Source organism: Aurantiacibacter luteus (assembly GCF_001010945.1).
Classification (GTDB): Bacteria; Pseudomonadota; Alphaproteobacteria; order Sphingomonadales; family Sphingomonadaceae; genus Alteraurantiacibacter; species Alteraurantiacibacter luteus.
On record NZ_LBHB01000001.1, the window covers coordinates 1,056,411 to 1,074,556 of the forward strand.

Below are 18,146 nucleotides of genomic sequence, written 5' to 3' on the forward strand. Positions count from 1 at the left end.
GCGGTTTAGGTAACCAACTATTCCAATATGCCGCTGGCAAATCGCTGGCTATGAACTTGGGAACCAAACTGATAATCGATGCACGGCACTTTCAGTCAGTCACCGAAGCGGACAAGATGTTCCGCCTGGAAGAAATCGGCATCCCAGAGAGGATAAAGCAACTTCGCCCGAAGCCTTTTCGAGCGCACGGGCTTCCGTTGCGCGGATATCGCTGGTTGAAACAAGAAAGACGCAGGCATTATGTCGAGCCAAGCTTGGGGTATTTCGAAGACTTCGAAGATATCTGCGACGGTGCATATCTTGTCGGATGCTTTCAATCACCTCGCTACTTTGCGGGAAATGAAGATCGAATATTTGCCGACACGAAAATCGACCAGACATTCTCCAGGTTTGAATCCCGCTCGCCAGATGATGCCATAAACCTTCATGTCCGACGTGGCGATTACCTTGTTAATCCCGGTTACGTTTTAACCGACCCGCTTGCCTACTACCGCGAGGCTCTCGCGAAGGCTCGGGAAGCGCTGCCCGGTGCGCCGCTAGTGGTCTTCTCCGACGACATCCCCTGGTGCCGCGAGCAGGACCTGTTCGCGGGCGCGCAGTTCATGGAGCCGGTGGCGGGCGAGAGCCCCTGGGCAGACCTCGTGCGGATGTCGCGCTGCGCCGCGCTGGTCATCGCCAACAGCTCCTATTCGTGGTGGGCGGGCTGGTTCGCCATGCAACGCGGAGCGCGCGTCTATTGCCCGCGCCAGTGGATCAAGGGCCTCGATAGCGCCGATCTCGACATCTATCCCGCCACGTGGACGGTGATCGGCGACATGGACCACGAGGGCGCGGGCTGAGCCGGCGACAGTCGCGCTTTCCTACAGGGATCGGGCCGGCGCACGACGCGCTGGCCATGACGCAGCCGCTTTTCCGCGCCACCCACGCGATCTGTCAACTTCGCGACCGGCCGCAAGGCGCGCAATTCCGCCATTCCCGACCCGCCGCCCGCTTGACACTGTCAACTTCGCCGCGCCCTTGGCCCGCGCCATTCCGCTTGCCTTTGCGCGGCATTTCGCCTAGGCGCGCGCCCGTTCTCTTACATCTCTGGGTGCAAGGAACCCGCACGGTGGCATCCGGCCCCGCGCGGACATCGGCCTCTTGCCCCGTACGCCCGCGCAATCGTGCTCGGGAGGCGGACCAAGACCCGGGTAGAACCCGTGGCCGGTAGCAAACGTGAAGGAACTGAATATGGCATCTGTTGCCAACCCCACCCGCGACGATTTCGCCGCGATGCTCGACGAACAGCTCGGCGGCGCCGACGGCGGCTTCGAAGGCCGTGTCGTCAAGGGCACCGTCACCGCCATCGAGAACGGCATGGCGCTCGTCGACGTCGGCCTGAAGAGCGAAGGCCGCATCTCCCTGCGCGAATTCGAGCGCGGCGAGGAAGACGGCAGCCACGGCCTTTCCGTCGGTGACGAAGTCGAAGTCTTCGTCGACCGTGTCGAGAACGCCGACGGCGAAGCCATGCTCAGCCGCGACCGCGCCCGCCGCGAAGCCGCCTGGGACAAGCTCGAGAACGAATTCGGCGAAGGCAAGCGCGTCGAGGGCCGCATCTTCGGCCGCGTCAAGGGCGGCTTCACCGTCGACCTCGACGGCGCCGTGGCCTTCCTGCCCGGCAGCCAGGTCGACATCCGCCCCGTGCGCGACGTCACCCCGCTGATGGACATGCCGCAGCCCTTCCAGATCCTGAAGATGGACCGTCGCCGCGGCAACATCGTCGTGTCGCGCCGCGCCGTGCTCGAGGAAACCCGTGCCGAGCAGCGCAGCGAGCTGATCGAGGGTCTGGCCGAGGGTCAGGTCACCGACGGCGTGGTCAAGAACATCACCGACTACGGCGCCTTCGTGGACCTGGGCGGTATCGACGGCCTGCTCCACGTCACCGACATGAGCTACAAGCGCGTCAACCACCCCAGCGAAGTGATCGAGATCGGCCAGACCGTGACCGTGCAGATCATCCGCATCAACCAGGATACCCAGCGCATCAGCCTCGGCATGAAGCAGCTGGAGAGCGATCCGTGGGACGGCGTGGGCGCGAAGTACCCGGTCGGCGCCAAGGTCAACGGCACCGTCACCAACATCACCGAATACGGCGCCTTCGTGGAGCTGGAGCCGGGCATCGAGGGCCTCGTCCACGTCTCCGAGATGAGCTGGACCAAGAAGAACGTGCACCCCGGCAAGATCGTCTCGACCTCGCAGGAAGTCGAAGTCATGGTGCTGGAAGTGGACGCCGAGAAGCGCCGCATCTCGCTCGGCCTCAAGCAGGCCCAGCGCAACCCGTGGGAAGAGTTCGCCGATGCTCACCCGGTCGGCTCGACCGTCACCGGCGAAGTCAAGAACGCCACCGAGTTCGGCCTGTTCATCGGCCTGCCGGGCGACGTGGACGGCATGGTCCACATGTCCGACATCGCCTGGGGCATCTCGGGCGAGGATGCGCTGGCGCTGCACCGCAAGGGTGAAGAGGTCGAGGCCGTGGTGCTCGACGTCGACATCGACAAGGAGCGCATCAGCCTCGGCATGAAGCAGCTCGAGAAGGGTGCCCCGACCGAAGCGGGTGCGGCGGGTTCGCTGCGCCGCGGCGAGGTGGTCACCGTGACCGTGCTCGAAGTGCGCGACGGCGGCCTGGAAGTGCAGGTCGGCGACGACGGCGCGACCGGCTTCATCAAGCGCTCGGATCTCGGCCGCGACCGCGACGAGCAGCGTCCGGACCGCTTCCAGGCGGGCCAGAAGGTCGATGCCATGGTCACCGGCTTCGACCGTTCGAAGAAGCCCAACTTCTCCATCAAGGCGCATCAGATCGCCGAGGAGAAGGAAGCCGTGGCGCAGTTCGGCTCGGCCGACTCGGGCGCCTCGCTCGGCGACATCCTCGGTGCGGCCCTGAAGGGCGGCGCCGACAAGGACGCCGACAAGAAGTAAGCTATAGCTTCGGCTAGGCTATCGGAAGGCCCGCTTGCCCGATCGGCAGGCGGGCCTTTCCTACTTTCAGGGCTGGGCCTAGAGTGCGCCCATGCTCGAAATCCACCAGTTCCCCTGCCTGTCCGACAACTACGGCTTCCTCGTCCACGATCCGGCCAGCGAAGAGACCGCCGCGATCGACACGCCCGACGGCGCGGAATACCTGGCGCAGGCCGAGGCGAAGAGCTGGCGCATCACGCAGGTCTGGAACACTCACTGGCACCCCGACCACGCGGGCGGCAACGCGGCCATCGTCGCGGCGACGGGCGCCAAGGTCATCGCGCCGGACGAGGTGAAGCGCATCTCCCCCATCGACCGGGTGGTGGCGCACGGCGAGGTGGTGACACTCGGAGCGCACAAAGCGCGGGTGATCGACGTGGGTGGTCACACCGCAGGCCATGTCGCCTATCACCTGCCGGCGGACGGCATCGCTTTCGTCGGCGACAGCCTGTTCGCGCTCGGCTGCGGGCGGATGTTCGAGGGCACGCCGGAGCAGTTCTGGGACAGCCTCGCCCGCCTCAAGGCCCTGCCCCCCGAGACGACGATCTACTGCGCCCACGAATACACGCTGGCGAACGCCCGCTTCGCGCTTCATGCCGACCAGGGCAACGACGCCCTGCTCGACTACGCCCGCGAGGTCGAGGCCCTGCGCGAGCGCGGCGAGCCGACCGTACCCTTCCCCCTCGCCCGCGAGCTTGAAACCAACCCCTTCCTGCGCGCCGACGATCCGGAGATGGCGGCACACTGGGGCGGCGAGGCTCCGCACGAGACGTTCGCGGCGCTGAGGGCGGCGAAGGACGCGTTCTGACAGGCGTGGTGGTGCTCGACGACTGGCAGCCGCACTGGGCGGAGCAATTCCGGCGGACGCAGGACTCCCTGTCCGCCATCCCGGCGCTGGCAAAGGGCGAGGCCCATCACATCGGAAGCACCGCGGTGCCAGGCCTCGTGGCCAAGCCGATCATCGACGTGCTGCTGGTCACCGACGCGCTCCAGCCGCTGGACGAGGCTACGCCCGAACTCGAATAACTCGGTTACGAGGCACGCGGCGAATACGGAATCGCTGGCCGGCGGTATTTCGTGCGCCGGGTCGATGGCGAGATGCCCGTGCATCTTCATGGCTTCGCACGAGGCGCACCGGAAATCGCGAAACACCTCGCCTTCCGTGACCTTCTACAAGCGGATGATCAGGCGCGCATGCTCTATGCCGCCGCCAAGCGAGACGCGCTGGCGAGGTCCGGCGGCGAGCGGACCCGTTATCAAACGCTGAAAACGCGCGCGTTGCTGGCCCTGCTCGCCGAGGCGGCTCAGTCGCCGCTGCCGGGGTAGGTATCGGCCTTGAGCAGCTTCGCCAGGTGCACCGCATTGCCCGCGGTCATCGCGGCGGTCTGGGTCACCTTCTTGGGCGTGTGCTCGAGATCCTTGAAGTCCTTCGAGCCCATCGCCTCGCCCACCCAGTAACAGGCGGCGACGGCGGGGATGGTCCAGCCGGTGTCGTTGAGGCTCTGGAACAATTGCGCGCTGGCCCAGTGGGCGCCGTCCTCGTTGCCGACGATGGCGGCGACCGCGACCTTGCCGTAGCTGGGCATCCGTCCAACATCGTCGGTCTCGGAGAGGAAGGCGTCCATGCGCTCCAGCACGCGCTTGGCGATGGAGCCGATCTGGCCCATCCAGATGGGGCCGCCGAAGACGAGGATGTCGTGGGCGAGGATCTTTTCGCGCAAGGCCGGCCAGTCGTCGCCCTCGCCCTCGTCCGAGGTGACGCCGGGCTTCACGTCGTAGTCGGCGATGCGGATGGTCTCGGCAATCTCGACATCGTGCTCGCCGAACGCCTTTTCGAGCACCGCGATCATCGCGTCGGTGGAGCTGGCCTCCCCCGCCTTGCTCGACTTGAGCGAACAATTGATGGCGATGGCGGAAATCTTGGTATCGGCGGCCATGGGGCATTCTCCTGAGTGTTCAGAAGGGTAACGCCCCAGACCGCAAGACTATCCGCCCCGCCGGATCAACAAAGGTCAGATGCTGGCGATCGCCTCGTCCGCCATCGCGCGGTCGGCGGCGGCATCGTGGTTGGCGGCGATCAGCTGCGCGGCGGCGCGGGTCGAGGCCTCGGCGGCGCGGGTGCGCAGTTCGTCGATGGCGGTGCGCTCGGCAGCGGCGATCTTGTCCTGAGCCATGCGCTCGCGCCGGGCGACCATCGCGGCGGTGTCGGTCTCGGCCTTGGCGACGATGCCCTCGGCCTCGCGCCGGGCATTGTCGAGCATGGCCTCCGCGTTCTTTTCCGCCCCGGCGATCTTGGCGGCGTATTCCTCGCGCAGGGCCTCGGCCTCGGCGCGCAGCTGCTTCGCCTCGTCGAGGTTGTTCTTGATGGCCTTGATCTTGGCATCGAGGCCGCCGGCCACGGTCTTGTGCACCTTGGCGCCGAGGAAGGCGATCAGCAGCAGGACGAGCATGGCCACGCTGACCCACTGGTAGGGCGCGAGGCCCAGCAGTTCGGGCGAGGCGTGCTGACCGGCACCGCCGTGGGCATCGGCTACCTCGATCTGCGCCTCGCTGGTGGCGAAGACTTCGGGCATGGGTTCGTTACTGACCACGGGTCATGGCCTCCTGCACGGCGGCGCGGGCCGCGGCCTCGTCGACCGAGACATGCGCGAACTGGCGGACAATGTCCTGCGCGGCATCCACGGCGACGGTTTCGATTTCGGCGGCGGCGGCATCGCGGCTGGCGGCGATGCGCGCCTCGGCCTCTGCAAGGCGAGCATCGATCCCGCCCTGCGCCTCGGCCAGGCGCGCCTCGGTGGCGGCCTGGGCCCTGGCCTTGGCCTCGCCCACGATGGCCTGCGCGCTCTCGCGGTTGGCGTTCTCGCGGGTGCGCCAGGCCTCTTCCTGCTCGTCCGCCGCATCGCGCGCGGCCTTGGCAGCGGCCAGATCGCTGGCGATCTGCGTGTCGCGCGCGTCGACCGTCGAGGTGACCTTGGGCACCATGCCCTTGCCCACGACGAAGAACACGAGCCCGAAGATCACGGCCAGCCAGAACAGCTGGCTGGACCAGATTTCGAACATTTGATCTATCTGGGGCATGGACGGATTCCGCCTATCGGCAACAGGTCAGGTCAGGACGATCGGCCGGACGCGAACCGCCCGGCCGGATCGGGTGGATCAGACGAAGAGGATGATCATCGCCACGACGAACGCCAGCAGGCCGAGAAGCTCGGCAGCGGCGAAGCCGATGAACAGGCGGCCCTGCTGGCCGTCGGCGGCACCCGGGTTGCGCAGCGCGCCATCGAGGAACGAGCCGAACACGTTGCCCACGCCCAGCGCAGCCATGCCCGCACCGATCGCGGCGAGACCGGCACCAACCATCTTGGCAGCTTCGAGATCCATGAGAATTTCCTTTCGAGTGTACTTGTAAGCGTTTGAAACGGTGAACTTAGTGCAGGTTCTCGGCGTCGTTGATGTAGAGCGACGAGAGCAGCGCGAAGACGTAGGCCTGGATACCGGCGACGAGGATTTCCAGCGCGCAGATGGCGACCATCAGCACGAAGCTGGGAATGCCCACGAGCACGCCGAACCCGGCGCCCGCGTTCCAGCCGTCGATCACGAAGCTGGAGAGCACTTCCAGCAGCACGTGGCCGGCCATCATGGCGACGAACAGTCGCAGGCCGAGGCTGAAGGGGCGGAAGAGGAACGAGATGAACTCGATCGGCGCGATCACGAAGACCATCGGCAGCGGCGTGCCGGCGGGCACGAACAGGCTGAAGAAATGCAGGCCGTGCTTCCAGAAACCGACGATCAGCACGATGGCGAACGAGAGGATCGCCAGGATGCCGGTAATGGTGAAATGGCTGGTGAAGGTGAAGGGATGCACGCCCACCACGCCCAGCGGCATGAGGCCGAGGATGTTGGCGAACAGGATGAACATGAACAGGCTGAAGATGTAGGGCAGGTACTTGCGCCCGTTCTTGCCGATGTTGGCATCCAGCATGTCGTCGATGAAGCCGGTGAAGCTTTCCACCATCATCTGCCAGCGACCGGGCACGAGCTGCTGACGCATGCCGCCCAGCATGAACACGAACAGCGCCACCGCCGTGATCAGCATCCACAGCGCGGAGTTGGTGAAGGCGAGGTTGTAACCGGCAACGTTCCAGTCGTGGCCGAGCAGGGGCTCGACCGTGAACTGGTGCATCGGATCGACCTTGGCGGTTTCGGCAGCTGCCAGCACTGTGCGTCCTTATCCGTCCTGCGTGTCGCCACCCGAGGCCGGGGGGCGCGAAGAATTGCGAATGATGTTCCAGAAGGCGACCACGATGCCGACACCGAGACCGCCCAAAAGACCCCACGGATTGACGCCGAAGAACCAGCCGATGGTCCAGCCGACGAGCGCACCGCCAAGAAGCCCACCGAGCAGGTCCGACAGCGCCCGGCTGGCAGCCTTGCCGCCCGCATCAACGCCTTGTACCTGCGGCCGGTTGCGCTGATTTTCCCGCTCGCGTGCGGCAGCGAGCCGCGCTTCGAGCGCGTCGATCCGCGCATCCTCACCGATGGGTTCCCGAGCGGGTTTCTCGTCGCTCACGCCTGATCCTCCGTAATGGGAAATGGCATGGGCGAAGAGGTGCCCGCCAAGGGCGCCGCCCCCTTAGGCGGGGGGTTGTGGCGAGTCAACCGGTGGCGGGAATTGGTTGTCCGGCAGGCTGGCCTACGGGCAACGCGGGTCGCGCTGGGCCGGGCCGCTGCCGCGCTGGACCCAGCTGCCGTTGGGGGCCTGGTACATCTCGCCCGCCTGCGTGCGCTGGATGGCGAGGCAGCCGGCGGTGAAGGCGTATTCCTCCAGCGTGGCGTTGTTGGCCTGTGCCTGCTGGGCGTAGACGGCGCGGCGGCGGATGTTGATGTCGTCCACCATGGCGCGCAGCGCGGGCGTCGCCGCGCCGACGATGCCGAGATAGCCGTCCATCTTTTCGCCCACCTGCCCGGCGGAGCGCGCGGCGGCATAGGCCGGGTCGCGCTGCGCCAGCGCCGGGGTCGCGGCAAGGCCGAGGGCCAGCGCGCCGAGCAGGACTTTCATGGTCGTCTTCATCTCGTCTACTCCGTGTCGCCGGATCAGAAGATCTCGGCATTGTCGTCTATCGTGTTCCCGGCATCCTCGGCCAGGCGATAGATCACTTCCTGCGTGATGTTGATGTTCAGTTCGATCACGATCGGCTCGTCGGGTGCTTCCAAGGTAATGCACCCCGCGAGCGGCGCAACCGCCGCCATCGCCATCACCGCCCGTGCGCGCCTTGCCCCGATCATCCGGCGGTTATGCGCGCTGCGGACGCAATTCGTCAATTTGAGACCTGTCATGGCATGGGTTCGCTTTCCTGGGGCTGAATGTTGGCAGTATGGTCTTCGTCCGTTTCGCAGGCCGCGCCGCCGAGCAGTTCGCAGGCCGCATCCTCGGCGGCCTCCTCGTCCAGCCGGTCGACGGTGGCCTGGTCCACGGTTTCGCGCAACACTTCGCCGTCGGCTCCGATGAGGCCGAGCGAGCGTGGATCGCGCACGGCCGTCGGGTCGTTCAGCGCGCGCAGCGAGGAGATGAGTTTGAGGAACGGCGCGCGGATGTTGACGCGCAGCTCGATCGGCAGGTCGCCGATCACGCGGCTAACGAGGTTGCGTTCCGCCGTCGGGCCTTGGCGGATGCCGCTGAAGTTCACCTGCGTCACCAGCTCGCCCGTCAGCGAACCGTTGAGCAGGATCTCCATCCGGTCGTACTGCAGGTCGCGCAGCGTGCGGAAGGCGTAGTTGGCGAAGAACGAGAGGTCCTCGTAGCTCAGTTCGCCCACGTAGCTGACGTTGCCGCCCGGCGGGCGCGAGAGCAGGCGGCCGCCCACCAGGCTGCCGTTGCCCTCGGCGTCGAAGACGATGGGCACGGAGCCGTCGAAAGTGCCGGTGGCGGCCAGGTTGCCCACCTCCATGCGCTCGACGAACTGCGCCGCTTCCAGCCCGACGATGTCGAGCACGTAGGTGCGCGATTCCTCGACGCCGAGATTGATGTCGACGGAGCGCAGCGTCAGCGTGCCGCCCATGAACGGCCAAGTGCCGCCGGAGATGGCGATGCGCTCGCCGTTCACCAGCTGGAAGCCTATCTCGCCGTCGAACACCTCGATGCCGGGGTTCACGCTGGCGACGCGGATGCGCTGGTCGGGGGCGGTGGTGAGGCCGAGGAGATCGGTGAAGACCACCGTTCCGCTCGCCCCCTGCACCGGGCCGAAACTGGCGGCGAGGTCGAGCGAGTCGCTGGAAAAGCTGCCGGTGCTGGTCACCCCGCCCGCGCCCCAGTCGATGCGCCCGCCGCCCGCGACCGTGCCCTCGACGTTGGCGACGACGCCCAGCGCCAGACGAGTGAGATCGGCGGGCTGGAGGCCGCCCACGGCAAAGGTCAGGCCGGGCACGGGCAGGTCGGCAAAGCCGGTGCCGCTGGCGAGGTCGTGCTCGATATGCGCCTCGGTCACCACCTGCCCGCTGCCCGGATGCCGCAGCGCGGCGTCGGCGACGATGCGGTTGTCGTAAAGCGACAGGCTCGCCCCTTGGGCGCTCAGCGGCTCGAACCGCGCGTCGTCCTGCCGGTCGTGCAACATGAAGCTCGTGTCCGCGAGCGTCAGCCGGTCCCCGGCATATCGCCAGGTTCCGCTGGCCCCGAGCACGTCGAGGGGCACGCTGGCGAGGAACACGTCGGCCCCGGCGAAGTCGCCGCCGATGGCATCACCCGATAGATCGGCGCGCAAGTCGGTGATGCGGAAACGCTGGGCGTTGCTCGCCGGGCCCAGCGTCACGTCGAGATTGCGGGCGGCCAGCGCGCCCGGATAGGCTACGCCGACGGGGCCGCTGCGAACGCGGATGGGCGTCTGCGCCAGTCTGCCCGACACATCGAGCGAACTCGCCCCCGCCGCCAGCCGCAGACCGCCGGGGCCATAGGCGAGTATCGGGCGGCCATTGGTGGGGCACAGCGTCAGCGACTGGCGGTCCAGCGTCAGGTTGGCATAGGCGAGCCGTTCGAAGCGCACCGCGCGGCAGCCGTTCCACAATGCCAGCGAGCCGTCCGGCGCAATGGTGCCGTCCACCGGCAGGTCGAGCCCCTGCGCGAAGCCGCCCGGCAGCGGCCCGCTCGCCAGCACCCGCCCGTCGAGCGCCACGCGCCCGTCACGCGCCTGCACCACCCGCATCTGCGGCACGGCGAGGCTGGATTGGCCGGCACCGTATTCGCGCATCGCCAGCCGCAGGTCGAGCGCGCCGCCCGCCGCCTGCTCCATGCGCCCTGTGATCTGCGGCAGCCCCTCGCCGCCGGTGGCGAAGTTGCCGGCGAATCGCGGCAAGGTCGCGCTGCCGAGCGTCAGCTGCCCGCGCGATAGAGCCAGAACCGTGCGCCCGCTGCCGCCGCGCAACCGCGCCTCCGGAATGGCCACGCTGGTGAGCGCACCGGTGCTGCGCGCGTCGAAACTTGCGGCCAGCGTGCTGCCGCGCAGTTCGCGCGCGAGATTGAGGCCGAGGCGGTCCAGCAAGGGTGCGAGTAGCGTCCCGCGGGTTCGCTCGGCCGCACCGGCGATGGCCCCGTCGAGGTCCCCGCCCATGGAAAGCCCGATCCCCCTCACCTCGCCCTCGGCATCGATGCGCGCGAGGTCGGACAGGGTGCGGACCCGCCCGTCCACCTCCAACCGGGTGAAGCTCGCGTGGGGTGAGGCCACCTCTCTTGCGGCGAGATCATAAAGCGCCGCCCAGGCCCCGTCGCGGAAGCTGACCTGACCCTCCAGCGCAGCGATGCGGGCGCTACCGGCGACGGTACCGAGATCGCGCGCGGCAAGATCATAGGTCGCCGCCAGCTCGCCGCCGCGCCAGCTCGCCTCGCCCTCGCCCGCCATCACCGCCAGCCGGTTGCCGGCGAAGGCGGCGTCGGCGGTGGCGAGACGCCAGGTGCCCGCCATGTCCTCGAGGTTGCGGTCCACCCGGACGTCGAGGATTGCCGTGCCGTCGTTCACCGCCAGCTCGCTTTCGTGGCAAGCCAGCCGGTCAAAGCGCAGCGGCCCGGCAAGGCGCGGACGCTCGGCGTCGATGGACAGGCGGGCATGCAGGCGCGGCGCATTCGCGGTGCAGCCGCCGCCGTCCAGCCGCTCGGACGTCGCCGCCAGCACGCCCGCGAACCCGCCGCGCAGGTGCCCGCCCCCCGACAGCGCGAGATCGACCTGGCCGAAGTCCGTCAGCAGCAGGCCCCGCCCTTCCTCGACGGAGAGCCTGAGGTTCGGAAACTCGAACGGTTCGCCGCTTTCCTCGGGAAAGATCAGCGGGTCGAGCTGTCCAAAGCTGAGCTGGCCGCCCCGATAAGTGCCGCGGATGACGGGGCGCACCAGTTTCAGCGCGGTCACGTCGGGCAGGCCGAAGCGGGGGCGGATCGACAGCTCGAGCCGGTCGATGGTCAGATCGGGGCGCGCAGGGTCGCCGATCACGAGGTCCGTCAGCACCTGCCGCTGGGGCGAAATGCTCTCGACGGTCCAGGTCGCCTCGATATCGTTGTCGCGGAAGGTCTGCGCGATGAAATCGTCGGCGAGCGTCTTTCGCATCAGCCAGGCCGCGGCGATCACCGCCAGCAGGATGACGAGCAGCGCAAGACCCCCGCCGCGCGCGATGCGCCGCTTGCGGCCGCGCGGGCGTGCTTCGACTGTCAGAGCATCATCCTGCGCCATCGCATCCCGACACTTGCGCGGTCCCTGCCGCAAAGGCAATGCGCGAGATGCAGCACGGGGGATGAACTTCGCATGGCGGAAAATGCCGCAGGATCAGCGCCGAAGCCGCCGGGAGCGGGGCACCGGGCGCGCCTGCGCGAGAAGCTCTTGTCGGGCGCGGCGGAGGCGCTGGCGGACTACGAGGTGCTCGAATACCTGCTGTTCGGGGCGCTGGCGCGGGGGGATACCAAGCCCATGGCCAAGGCCCTGCTGGCGCGGTTCGGCACCCTGTCGGGCGTGCTGAACGCGGAAGCTGGCGCGCTCAGGCAGGTGAAGGGCGTGTCCGACGCCAGCATTGCCCAGCTCAAGATAGCGGCGCTGGTGGCCCGGCGCATGGCGCGCAGCGAACTGACCAACAAGCCGGTGCTCGGCAGCTGGCAATCGCTGCTCGACTACCTCGCCATCGACATGGCGCACCTGACGATCGAGCGGGTGCGCGTGCTCTACCTCGACACGAAGAACCGCCTGCTGCTCGACCACCTGGTGGGCGACGGCACGGTGGACGAGGCCGCGATCCACCCGCGCGAGGTGATCCGCCGCGGGCTCGACGTGGGGGCGAGCGCGCTGATCCTCGTCCACAACCACCCCAGCGGCAACCCCGAGCCCAGCCGCGCCGACATCCGCATCACCCAGGCCATCGCCGAGGCCGGCCGCCACGTCGGCATCATCGTCCACGACCACGTGATCGTGGGGCGCGAGGGGCACGTCAGCCTGCGGGCGAAGGGAGTGATCTAGGCGCCGCGGAAGCCGAGTCGCAGCGCGATCCGGCCGCGCAAGTTGACGAAGTTGATACAGACGCGGCCCTTGCAGCAAACCAAGGGAGCGGGCGGCGGCGAGCGGACGATCTGAAAGAGCGCGAGCGAGGGAGCACGGCGGCGCGCTGTAGGAAAGGGCTTTGTCTTGCGGGGTTTGGCTTGCGGGGTGGGTCGGGGGCGTTAGGAAGGCGGGCGAAGGGGCGATCCGATGCGTTTGGGCTACGACGAACTGGCACGGCGGGCACGCGCGTTCAGCGAGCGGCACGCGAACTCGTCGGACGAGCGTGCCGACGCGCAGCTGTTCGTCAACGACCTCTTCAAGATGTTCGGCCTCTCCTCCCGCCAGATCGGGCGATACGAGCGGCGCGTGTCCGGCCTGCTCAACAAGGAGCGCGGCTTCATCGATTTCTTCTGGCCGGGGCAGGTGCTGGTCGAGATGAAATCGCTGGGCAAGAACCTCGTCGCCGCCGAGCAGCAGGCACTCGAATACATTGACGGCCTGCACCCGACCGAGAAGCCGCGCTTCGTGCTGGTGTGCGATTTCCAGAACTGGGTGCTGGTCGATCTCGAGGCCAAGCAGGAACTGCGCTTCAAGCTCGCCGACCTGCACAAGCACGTGCAGGCCTTCGACTTCATGTTCGGTCGCCGCGTCACCTTCGAGCGGCAGGAACAGGTCACTATCAAGGCTGCCGAGCTGATGGGCCGCATCCACGATGCGCTGGAGGCGAACAACTACACCGGCCACGATCTCGAGCGGTTTCTCGTGCGCCTGCTGTTCTGCATGTTCGCCGACGATACCGGCATTTTCCAGCCCAAGGACATCTTCCTCCAGCTGGTCGAGAACGACACACTGCCAGACGGCAGCAATGTGGGCCGGGTCATCAACGAACTGTTCGAGGTGCTCGACACGCCGGAGGACGAGCGGCAGGCCAATCTGTCGGGCGAACTCAAACAGTTTCCCTACGTCAACGGGCGGCTGTTCCGCGAGAACCTGCGCACGCCCATCTTCGACGCGCAGATGCGAGAGGACCTGCTGGACGCTTGCCGTCACGACTGGGCGGCGGTCAGCCCGGCAATTTTCGGCAGCCTGTTCCAGTCCGTTATGGACGCCAAGGAGCGACGGGCGAAGGGCGCGCACTACACCAGCGAGGAGAACATCCTCAAGGTCATCGGCCCGCTGTTTCTCGACGAACTGCGCGAGGAGCTGGAGACGCTGAAGGCGCGCAAGACGGCCAAGGAAAAGTCGCTGCTCGAATTCCAGGCGCGGCTGTCGCGGATGCGGTTTCTCGATCCGGCCTGCGGCTGCGGCAACTTCCTCGTCATCGCCTACCGCGAGGTGCGCCAGCTGGAGCTGGAATGCCTGCAGGAACTCTACGGCGACCAGCGTATCGACGCCGCGCTGCTGACCCGCGTGACGGTCGACCAGTTCTACGGCATCGAGTACGAGGAATTCCCCGCGATGATCGCCGAGGTGGCGATGTGGATGGCCGACCACATCGCGAACAACGCCATCAATGAAGCCTTCCGCCTCAACTACGCCCGCATCCCGCTGACCGGCGGCGCGACCATCCGCCACGGCGACGCGCTGGAGGTGGACTGGAACGAGGTGCTGCCGGCGGAGCAGTGCAGCTTCGTGATGGGGAACCCGCCGTTTATTGGTCACCAGTGGCGAACCCCCGAGCAGCAAGCTGGGATGCACCGCGTTTGGGGGAGAACTGGTCAAGTCAATCGGCTGGATTATGTGACCGCATGGCTGAAGAAGGCAGTCGTCTACGGCAAGGCAAACAAGCGAATTGAAATCGCCTTCGTCGCCACAAATTCCATATCTCAAGGTGAGCAGGCTGGCATACTCTGGCCAGCTCTATTCGCGGACGGGATACAAATTAGCTTCGCACACCGCACATTCGTTTGGTCAAACGAAGCTTCCGGCAAAGCCGCAGTTCATTGTGTGATCATTGGTTTGACGTTCACCGAACCAAAAGCTCCCAAAATTTTTGATTATCCTAATCCTCGGGCAGAACCGTTTGTCGTCGCTGTTAAACAGATCAACGGTTATCTGATCGATGGTCCGTTTGTAACATTGCCAGCGCGCACGGCGGCACCGCCGGATCTTCCGAGGATGATAAAGGGGAGCCAACCGACCGATGGTGCGCGGTTAAAAGTGGACGGTCGATATGTGACCACAAGCAATTTAATCCTTGATGCTGGAGAAAGAGATCGCGCCCTCGCTCGCGATCCAGGAATTGTTAAATGGCTCAGACCGTTTGTCGGCGGCGAGGAGCTCATTTCTGGGAATTGGCGATGGTGTCTTTGGCTTAAGGAGGCTTCACCAAAAGAACTGCGGTCATCCGTGGAGATAAGGGAACGCCTCGAACGCGTAAGAATTGGGAGAGCACAAAGCCCAACTGAATCAGTGCGACGGTATGCGGACTATCCGACAATCTTCACGCAAGACCGGCAACCGAACGAGTCCTATGTCGCATTGCCAGAGGTTTCATCAGAAACACGCGACTACATTCCGATCGATTTTTTGGCGCCGGAAGTTGTGGCCTCAAACAAACTTCAAATTGTCGTCGGGGGAACAGCATACCACTTGGGCGTGCTAACTTCGTGGATGCATATGGCGTGGATGCGCACGGTAACGGGACGTCTTAAGAGCGATTACAGCTATTCGCCAACCGTCTACAACACCTTCCCCTGGCCCGAAGCCTCCCCCGCCCAGCGCGACAAGATCGAGGCGCTCGCGCAGGCCGTGCTCGACGCGCGCGCCGCGCATCCGACCTCCAGCCTCGCCGATCTCTACGATCCCGACACCATGCCCGCGAACCTGCGCAAGGCCCACGCCGCGCTCGATGTGGCGGTAGATCGGCTCTATCGGCGCGCCCCCTTCGAGAGCGACCGCGACCGGGTGGAGCACCTGTTCGGGCTCTACGAGAAACTGGTGAACCCGCTCTCCGGCGCGGAAAAGGCCAACAAGCGCACCGCCCGCGCCCGCCAGCGCAAGGGCTGAGCGGCTCCCCCCAACCTTGCCATAACCGCCCCGCCCCCCTAGCGGCTCCGGCGAACCTCTCGCCCGCAATCCGGAGTCTCCCCATGGTCCCCCGTTACGCCCGCCCCGCCATGACCGCGATCTGGGAGCCGGAGGCGAAGTATGCGATCTGGTTCGAGATCGAGGCGCACGCGACGCAGAAGCTTGCCGACCTCGGCGTGGTGCCGCAGGCGGCGGCCACGGCCTTGTGGGACTGGTGGGGCACCAACCCCGGCATCGACGTCGCCGCGATCGATGCCAAGGAAGCCGTGCTCAAGCACGACGTCATCGCCTTTCTCGACTGGGTGGCCGAGCAGGTGGGGCCGGAAGCGCGCTTCATGCACCAGGGCATGACCAGCTCCGACGTGCTCGACACCACGCTCGCCGTGCAGCTCGCCCGCGCGACCGACCTGCTGCTGGAGGACATGGACGGCCTGCTCGCCGCGATCCGTCGCCGGGCGGAGGAACACCGCTACACCCCCACCATCGGCCGCAGCCACGGCATCCATGCCGAGCCCACCACCTTCGGCCTCAAGCTGGCGCAGGCCTATGCCGAGTTCGACCGCTGCCGCGCGCGGCTGGTGAACGCCCGGGCCGAGATCGCCACCTGCGCCATCAGCGGCGCGGTCGGCACCTTCGGCAATATCTCTCCCGAGGTGGAGGCCTATGTCGCCGACCAGCTGGGGCTGGCGGTGGAGCCCGTCAGCACGCAGGTCATCCCGCGCGACCGGCACGCGATGTATTTCTCCACCCTCGCCGTGATCGCGAGCAGCATCGAGCGGCTCGCGGTGGAAATCCGCCACCTGCAGCGGACCGAGGTGCTGGAGGCGGAGGAATATTTCGCGCCCGGCCAGAAGGGCAGCTCGGCCATGCCGCACAAGCGCAACCCGATCCTGACCGAGAACCTCACCGGCCAGGCCCGCATGATCCGCGCCTACGCGCTCCCCGCGCTGGAGAACGTCGCGCTGTGGCACGAGCGCGACATCAGCCACTCCAGCGTCGAGCGGTTCATCGGGCCCGATGCCACCATCACGCTCGACTTCGCGCTGGCGCGGCTGACGGGCGTGGTCGACAAGCTGCTGGTCTACCCCGAGCGGATGCAGGCCAACATGGACCGCATGGGCGGCCTCGTCCACTCGCAGCGCGTGCTCCTCGCGCTGACGCAGGCGGGCGTGACCCGGGATAATGCCTACCGCCTGGTGCAGAGGAACGCGATGAAGGTGTGGGAATCGGACGGGCGGCTCTCGCTGCTGGAGCTGCTCAAGGCCGACGCCGATGTGACCGCCGCCTTGTCCGAGGCGGAACTGGAAGAGAAGTTCGACCTCGCCTACCACTTCAAGCACGTCGACACCGTGTTCGACCGCGTTTTCGGGTGAGGTCGGGGCCTCTTTCCAAGCCCCGTGCATTTGCCTAGCATCCGCCGGGCAACGAGAAGCGAAGGAACGCCGCCATGCAAATCGTCAAGACCGTGATCTGGGTGCTGCTGCTGGTGGCGCTGCTGCTGTTCTCGCTGGCCAACTGGGACCCGACCGTCACCGTGCGGATCTGGGACGGCATCGTGGTCGATACGAAGATCCCGGCGATCGTGATCGTCAGCTTCCTGATCGGTTTCGTGCCGATGTGGCTGTTCTATCGCGGCACCAGGTGGCGGCTGCAGCGCAAGGTCGCGAGTCTCGAGAACGCCGCACGCACCGCCGCCGTCACGCCCGTCGCGCATGGCGGCGCCCTTGACGCGGACCGCGACGGCATCCCCGATCGCGCCGATCCGCACCCGCTCACGCCCGATGGCACGGTGACGACCCCCACCCGCACCGACCGCGACGGCGATGGCGTGCCCGACGCGGTGGAAGCCGATCCGCCCGCCACCTCCGGGGCGACGACCGGTCCGGGCACCTACCGCGCCCCCGGCGCATAGGGCCACCCGCATGGGCAACCCCGTCTACCTCGCGCTCGACGTGCCGCAGCTCGATGCGGCGGTGGCGCTGTGCCGGAAGGTCAAGGGCCACGTCGGCGGGGTGAAGCTGGGGCTCGAATTCTTTTGCGCCCACGGCCACCACGGCGTGCACGAGATCGCGCACGTCGGGCTGCCGATCTTCCTCGACCTCAAGCTGCACGACATCCCCAACACCGTGGCGGGCGCGATGCAGGCGATCCACGTGCTCGAACCCGCCATCGTCACCGTCCACGCGGGCGGTGGGCGCGCGATGATGGAGGATGCCAAGGCTGCGGCGGGAGAGAACTGCAAGGTCGTGGCCGTCACCGTGCTCACCAGCCTCGACGACACGGCCCTCAACCGCACCGGGGTACCCGGCAGCGCGCACGACCAGGTCCTGCGCCTTGCCGAGCTGGCCGAGGCGAGCGGCCTTGACGGCATCGTGTGCTCGGGCCACGAGGTGAAGGCGGTTCACGACCAGTGGAAGAAGGGCTTTTTCGTCGTCCCCGGCCTGCGCCCCGGCGGCAAGGCCGCGGGCGACCAGAAGCGGGTCGTCACTCCGCGGGAGGCACGCGATCACGGCGCCTCGGTGCTGGTCATCGGCCGCCCGATCAGCCGCGCCGAAGATCCGCTTGCCGCCGCGCGAGAAATCGAAGGGACGCTCTAGCCCAGGCGAGGCTTGCGCGCGC

17 protein-coding genes and 1 pseudogene are annotated in these 18,146 nt (G+C 66.9%); 9 read left to right on the top strand and 9 right to left on the bottom strand.

The genetic code is table 11. The features are described 5' to 3' along the window. The first annotated feature begins 56 nt into the window (after window positions 1-56). The 4 genes and pseudogenes from AAW00_RS14565 (at window position 57) to AAW00_RS15370 (ending at window position 4,320) form a co-directional block, all read left to right on the top strand. Window positions 57-839 carry an alpha-1,2-fucosyltransferase gene (locus AAW00_RS14565; protein WP_162199409.1) on the top strand — a complete coding sequence of 261 codons (783 nt, stop codon included), beginning with the start codon at window positions 57-59 and terminating at the stop codon, window positions 837-839. 391 nt (window positions 840-1,230) lie between these two features. Next, window positions 1,231-2,955: a 30S ribosomal protein S1 gene (gene rpsA, locus AAW00_RS05140; RefSeq protein ID WP_047003174.1), complete on the top strand. Its 1,725-nt coding sequence runs from the start codon at window positions 1,231-1,233 to the stop codon at window positions 2,953-2,955. 91 nt (window positions 2,956-3,046) lie between these two features. After that, window positions 3,047-3,802 carry a hydroxyacylglutathione hydrolase gene (gene gloB, locus AAW00_RS05145; RefSeq protein WP_047003175.1) on the top strand — a complete coding sequence of 252 codons (756 nt, stop codon included), beginning with the start codon at window positions 3,047-3,049 and terminating at the stop codon, window positions 3,800-3,802. 11 nt (window positions 3,803-3,813) lie between these two features. Next, window positions 3,814-4,320 (top strand): annotated as a pseudogene (locus AAW00_RS15370) (GrpB family protein). Here the strand turns inward: AAW00_RS15370 and AAW00_RS05155 are convergent. The 9 genes from AAW00_RS05155 to AAW00_RS05195 form a co-directional block, all read right to left on the bottom strand. After that, entirely contained in the window at window positions 4,299-4,931 is a 633-nt protein-coding gene (locus AAW00_RS05155) for a flavodoxin family protein (protein ID WP_047003176.1), read from the bottom strand. The pseudogene AAW00_RS15370 and the gene AAW00_RS05155 overlap by 22 nt on opposite strands. Before the next feature lie 75 nt (window positions 4,932-5,006). Further along, the gene (locus AAW00_RS05160) at window positions 5,007-5,585 is read right to left on the bottom strand and encodes a F0F1 ATP synthase subunit B family protein (protein WP_241461629.1); all 579 of its coding nucleotides are present in this window, start codon (window positions 5,583-5,585) and stop codon (window positions 5,007-5,009) included. Next, entirely contained in the window at window positions 5,575-6,072 is a 498-nt protein-coding gene (locus AAW00_RS05165; RefSeq protein ID WP_047003178.1) for a F0F1 ATP synthase subunit B family protein, read from the bottom strand. Before AAW00_RS05165 ends, AAW00_RS05160 begins: the two co-directional genes overlap by 11 nt. A gap of 78 nt (window positions 6,073-6,150) precedes the next feature. Next, window positions 6,151-6,375, bottom strand: a complete 225-nt coding sequence (locus AAW00_RS05170) for a F0F1 ATP synthase subunit C (RefSeq protein ID WP_047003179.1) — start codon at window positions 6,373-6,375, stop codon at window positions 6,151-6,153. 46 nt (window positions 6,376-6,421) lie between these two features. Beyond that, a complete protein-coding gene (locus AAW00_RS05175; protein WP_277619336.1) occupies window positions 6,422-7,210 on the bottom strand; it encodes a F0F1 ATP synthase subunit A in 789 nt (262 codons plus the stop codon). A gap of 12 nt (window positions 7,211-7,222) precedes the next feature. Then, a complete protein-coding gene (locus AAW00_RS05180) occupies window positions 7,223-7,564 on the bottom strand; it encodes an AtpZ/AtpI family protein (protein WP_047003180.1) in 342 nt (113 codons plus the stop codon). A 123-nt stretch (window positions 7,565-7,687) separates the two neighbouring features. Next, complete coding sequence (locus tag AAW00_RS05185) at window positions 7,688-8,065, bottom strand: YdbL family probable chaperone protein (RefSeq protein ID WP_156169927.1); 378 nt, start codon at window positions 8,063-8,065, stop codon at window positions 7,688-7,690. Window positions 8,066-8,088: 23 nt separating this feature from the next. Further along, window positions 8,089-8,280, bottom strand: coding sequence for a YnbE family lipoprotein (locus tag AAW00_RS05190; protein ID WP_047003557.1), 192 nt, complete (start codon window positions 8,278-8,280; stop codon window positions 8,089-8,091). Window positions 8,281-8,327: 47 nt separating this feature from the next. After that, window positions 8,328-11,702: an intermembrane phospholipid transport protein YdbH family protein gene (locus tag AAW00_RS05195; RefSeq protein WP_052761773.1), complete on the bottom strand. Its 3,375-nt coding sequence runs from the start codon at window positions 11,700-11,702 to the stop codon at window positions 8,328-8,330. 72 nt (window positions 11,703-11,774) lie between these two features. On the opposite strand from AAW00_RS05195, the gene radC reads away from it, so the two are divergent. From radC to pyrF, 5 genes are all read left to right on the top strand, one after another. Further along, a complete protein-coding gene (gene radC / locus AAW00_RS05200; RefSeq protein WP_047003181.1) occupies window positions 11,775-12,476 on the top strand; it encodes a RadC family protein in 702 nt (233 codons plus the stop codon). A 228-nt stretch (window positions 12,477-12,704) separates the two neighbouring features. Next, window positions 12,705-15,506 (top strand): class I SAM-dependent DNA methyltransferase, encoded by a 2,802-nt coding sequence (locus AAW00_RS05205; RefSeq protein ID WP_047003182.1) that lies wholly within the window; start codon window positions 12,705-12,707, stop codon window positions 15,504-15,506. 83 nt (window positions 15,507-15,589) lie between these two features. Continuing rightward, on the top strand, window positions 15,590-16,900 hold the full coding sequence (gene purB / locus AAW00_RS05210; protein ID WP_047003183.1) for an adenylosuccinate lyase: 1,311 nt from the start codon (window positions 15,590-15,592) through the stop codon (window positions 16,898-16,900). A 74-nt stretch (window positions 16,901-16,974) separates the two neighbouring features. Next, entirely contained in the window at window positions 16,975-17,439 is a 465-nt protein-coding gene (locus AAW00_RS14880; protein ID WP_052761774.1) for a LapA family protein, read from the top strand. Between the two features lie 10 nt (window positions 17,440-17,449). Continuing rightward, window positions 17,450-18,124 carry an orotidine-5'-phosphate decarboxylase gene (pyrF, locus tag AAW00_RS05220; protein ID WP_047003184.1) on the top strand — a complete coding sequence of 225 codons (675 nt, stop codon included), beginning with the start codon at window positions 17,450-17,452 and terminating at the stop codon, window positions 18,122-18,124. The last annotated feature ends 22 nt before the right edge of the window (window positions 18,125-18,146 follow it).

Coding starts and splice junctions, on each gene's coding strand:
- rpsA (WP_047003174.1), top strand. CDS start 1,231: ATGGCATCTGTTGCCAACCCCACCCGCGACGATTTCGCCGCGATGCTC.
- gloB (WP_047003175.1), top strand. CDS start 3,047: ATGCTCGAAATCCACCAGTTCCCCTGCCTGTCCGACAACTACGGCTTC.
- AAW00_RS05155 (WP_047003176.1), bottom strand. CDS start 4,931: ATGGCCGCCGATACCAAGATTTCCGCCATCGCCATCAATTGTTCGCTC.
- AAW00_RS05165 (WP_047003178.1), bottom strand. CDS start 6,072: ATGCCCCAGATAGATCAAATGTTCGAAATCTGGTCCAGCCAGCTGTTC.
- AAW00_RS05170 (WP_047003179.1), bottom strand. CDS start 6,375: ATGGATCTCGAAGCTGCCAAGATGGTTGGTGCCGGTCTCGCCGCGATC.
- AAW00_RS05185 (WP_156169927.1), bottom strand. CDS start 8,065: ATGAAGACGACCATGAAAGTCCTGCTCGGCGCGCTGGCCCTCGGCCTT.
- AAW00_RS05190 (WP_047003557.1), bottom strand. CDS start 8,280: ATGATCGGGGCAAGGCGCGCACGGGCGGTGATGGCGATGGCGGCGGTT.
- AAW00_RS05195 (WP_052761773.1), bottom strand. CDS start 11,702: ATGGCGCAGGATGATGCTCTGACAGTCGAAGCACGCCCGCGCGGCCGC.
- radC (WP_047003181.1), top strand. CDS start 11,775: ATGGCGGAAAATGCCGCAGGATCAGCGCCGAAGCCGCCGGGAGCGGGG.
- AAW00_RS05205 (WP_047003182.1), top strand. CDS start 12,705: ATGCGTTTGGGCTACGACGAACTGGCACGGCGGGCACGCGCGTTCAGC.
- purB (WP_047003183.1), top strand. CDS start 15,590: ATGGTCCCCCGTTACGCCCGCCCCGCCATGACCGCGATCTGGGAGCCG.
- AAW00_RS14880 (WP_052761774.1), top strand. CDS start 16,975: ATGCAAATCGTCAAGACCGTGATCTGGGTGCTGCTGCTGGTGGCGCTG.
- pyrF (WP_047003184.1), top strand. CDS start 17,450: ATGGGCAACCCCGTCTACCTCGCGCTCGACGTGCCGCAGCTCGATGCG.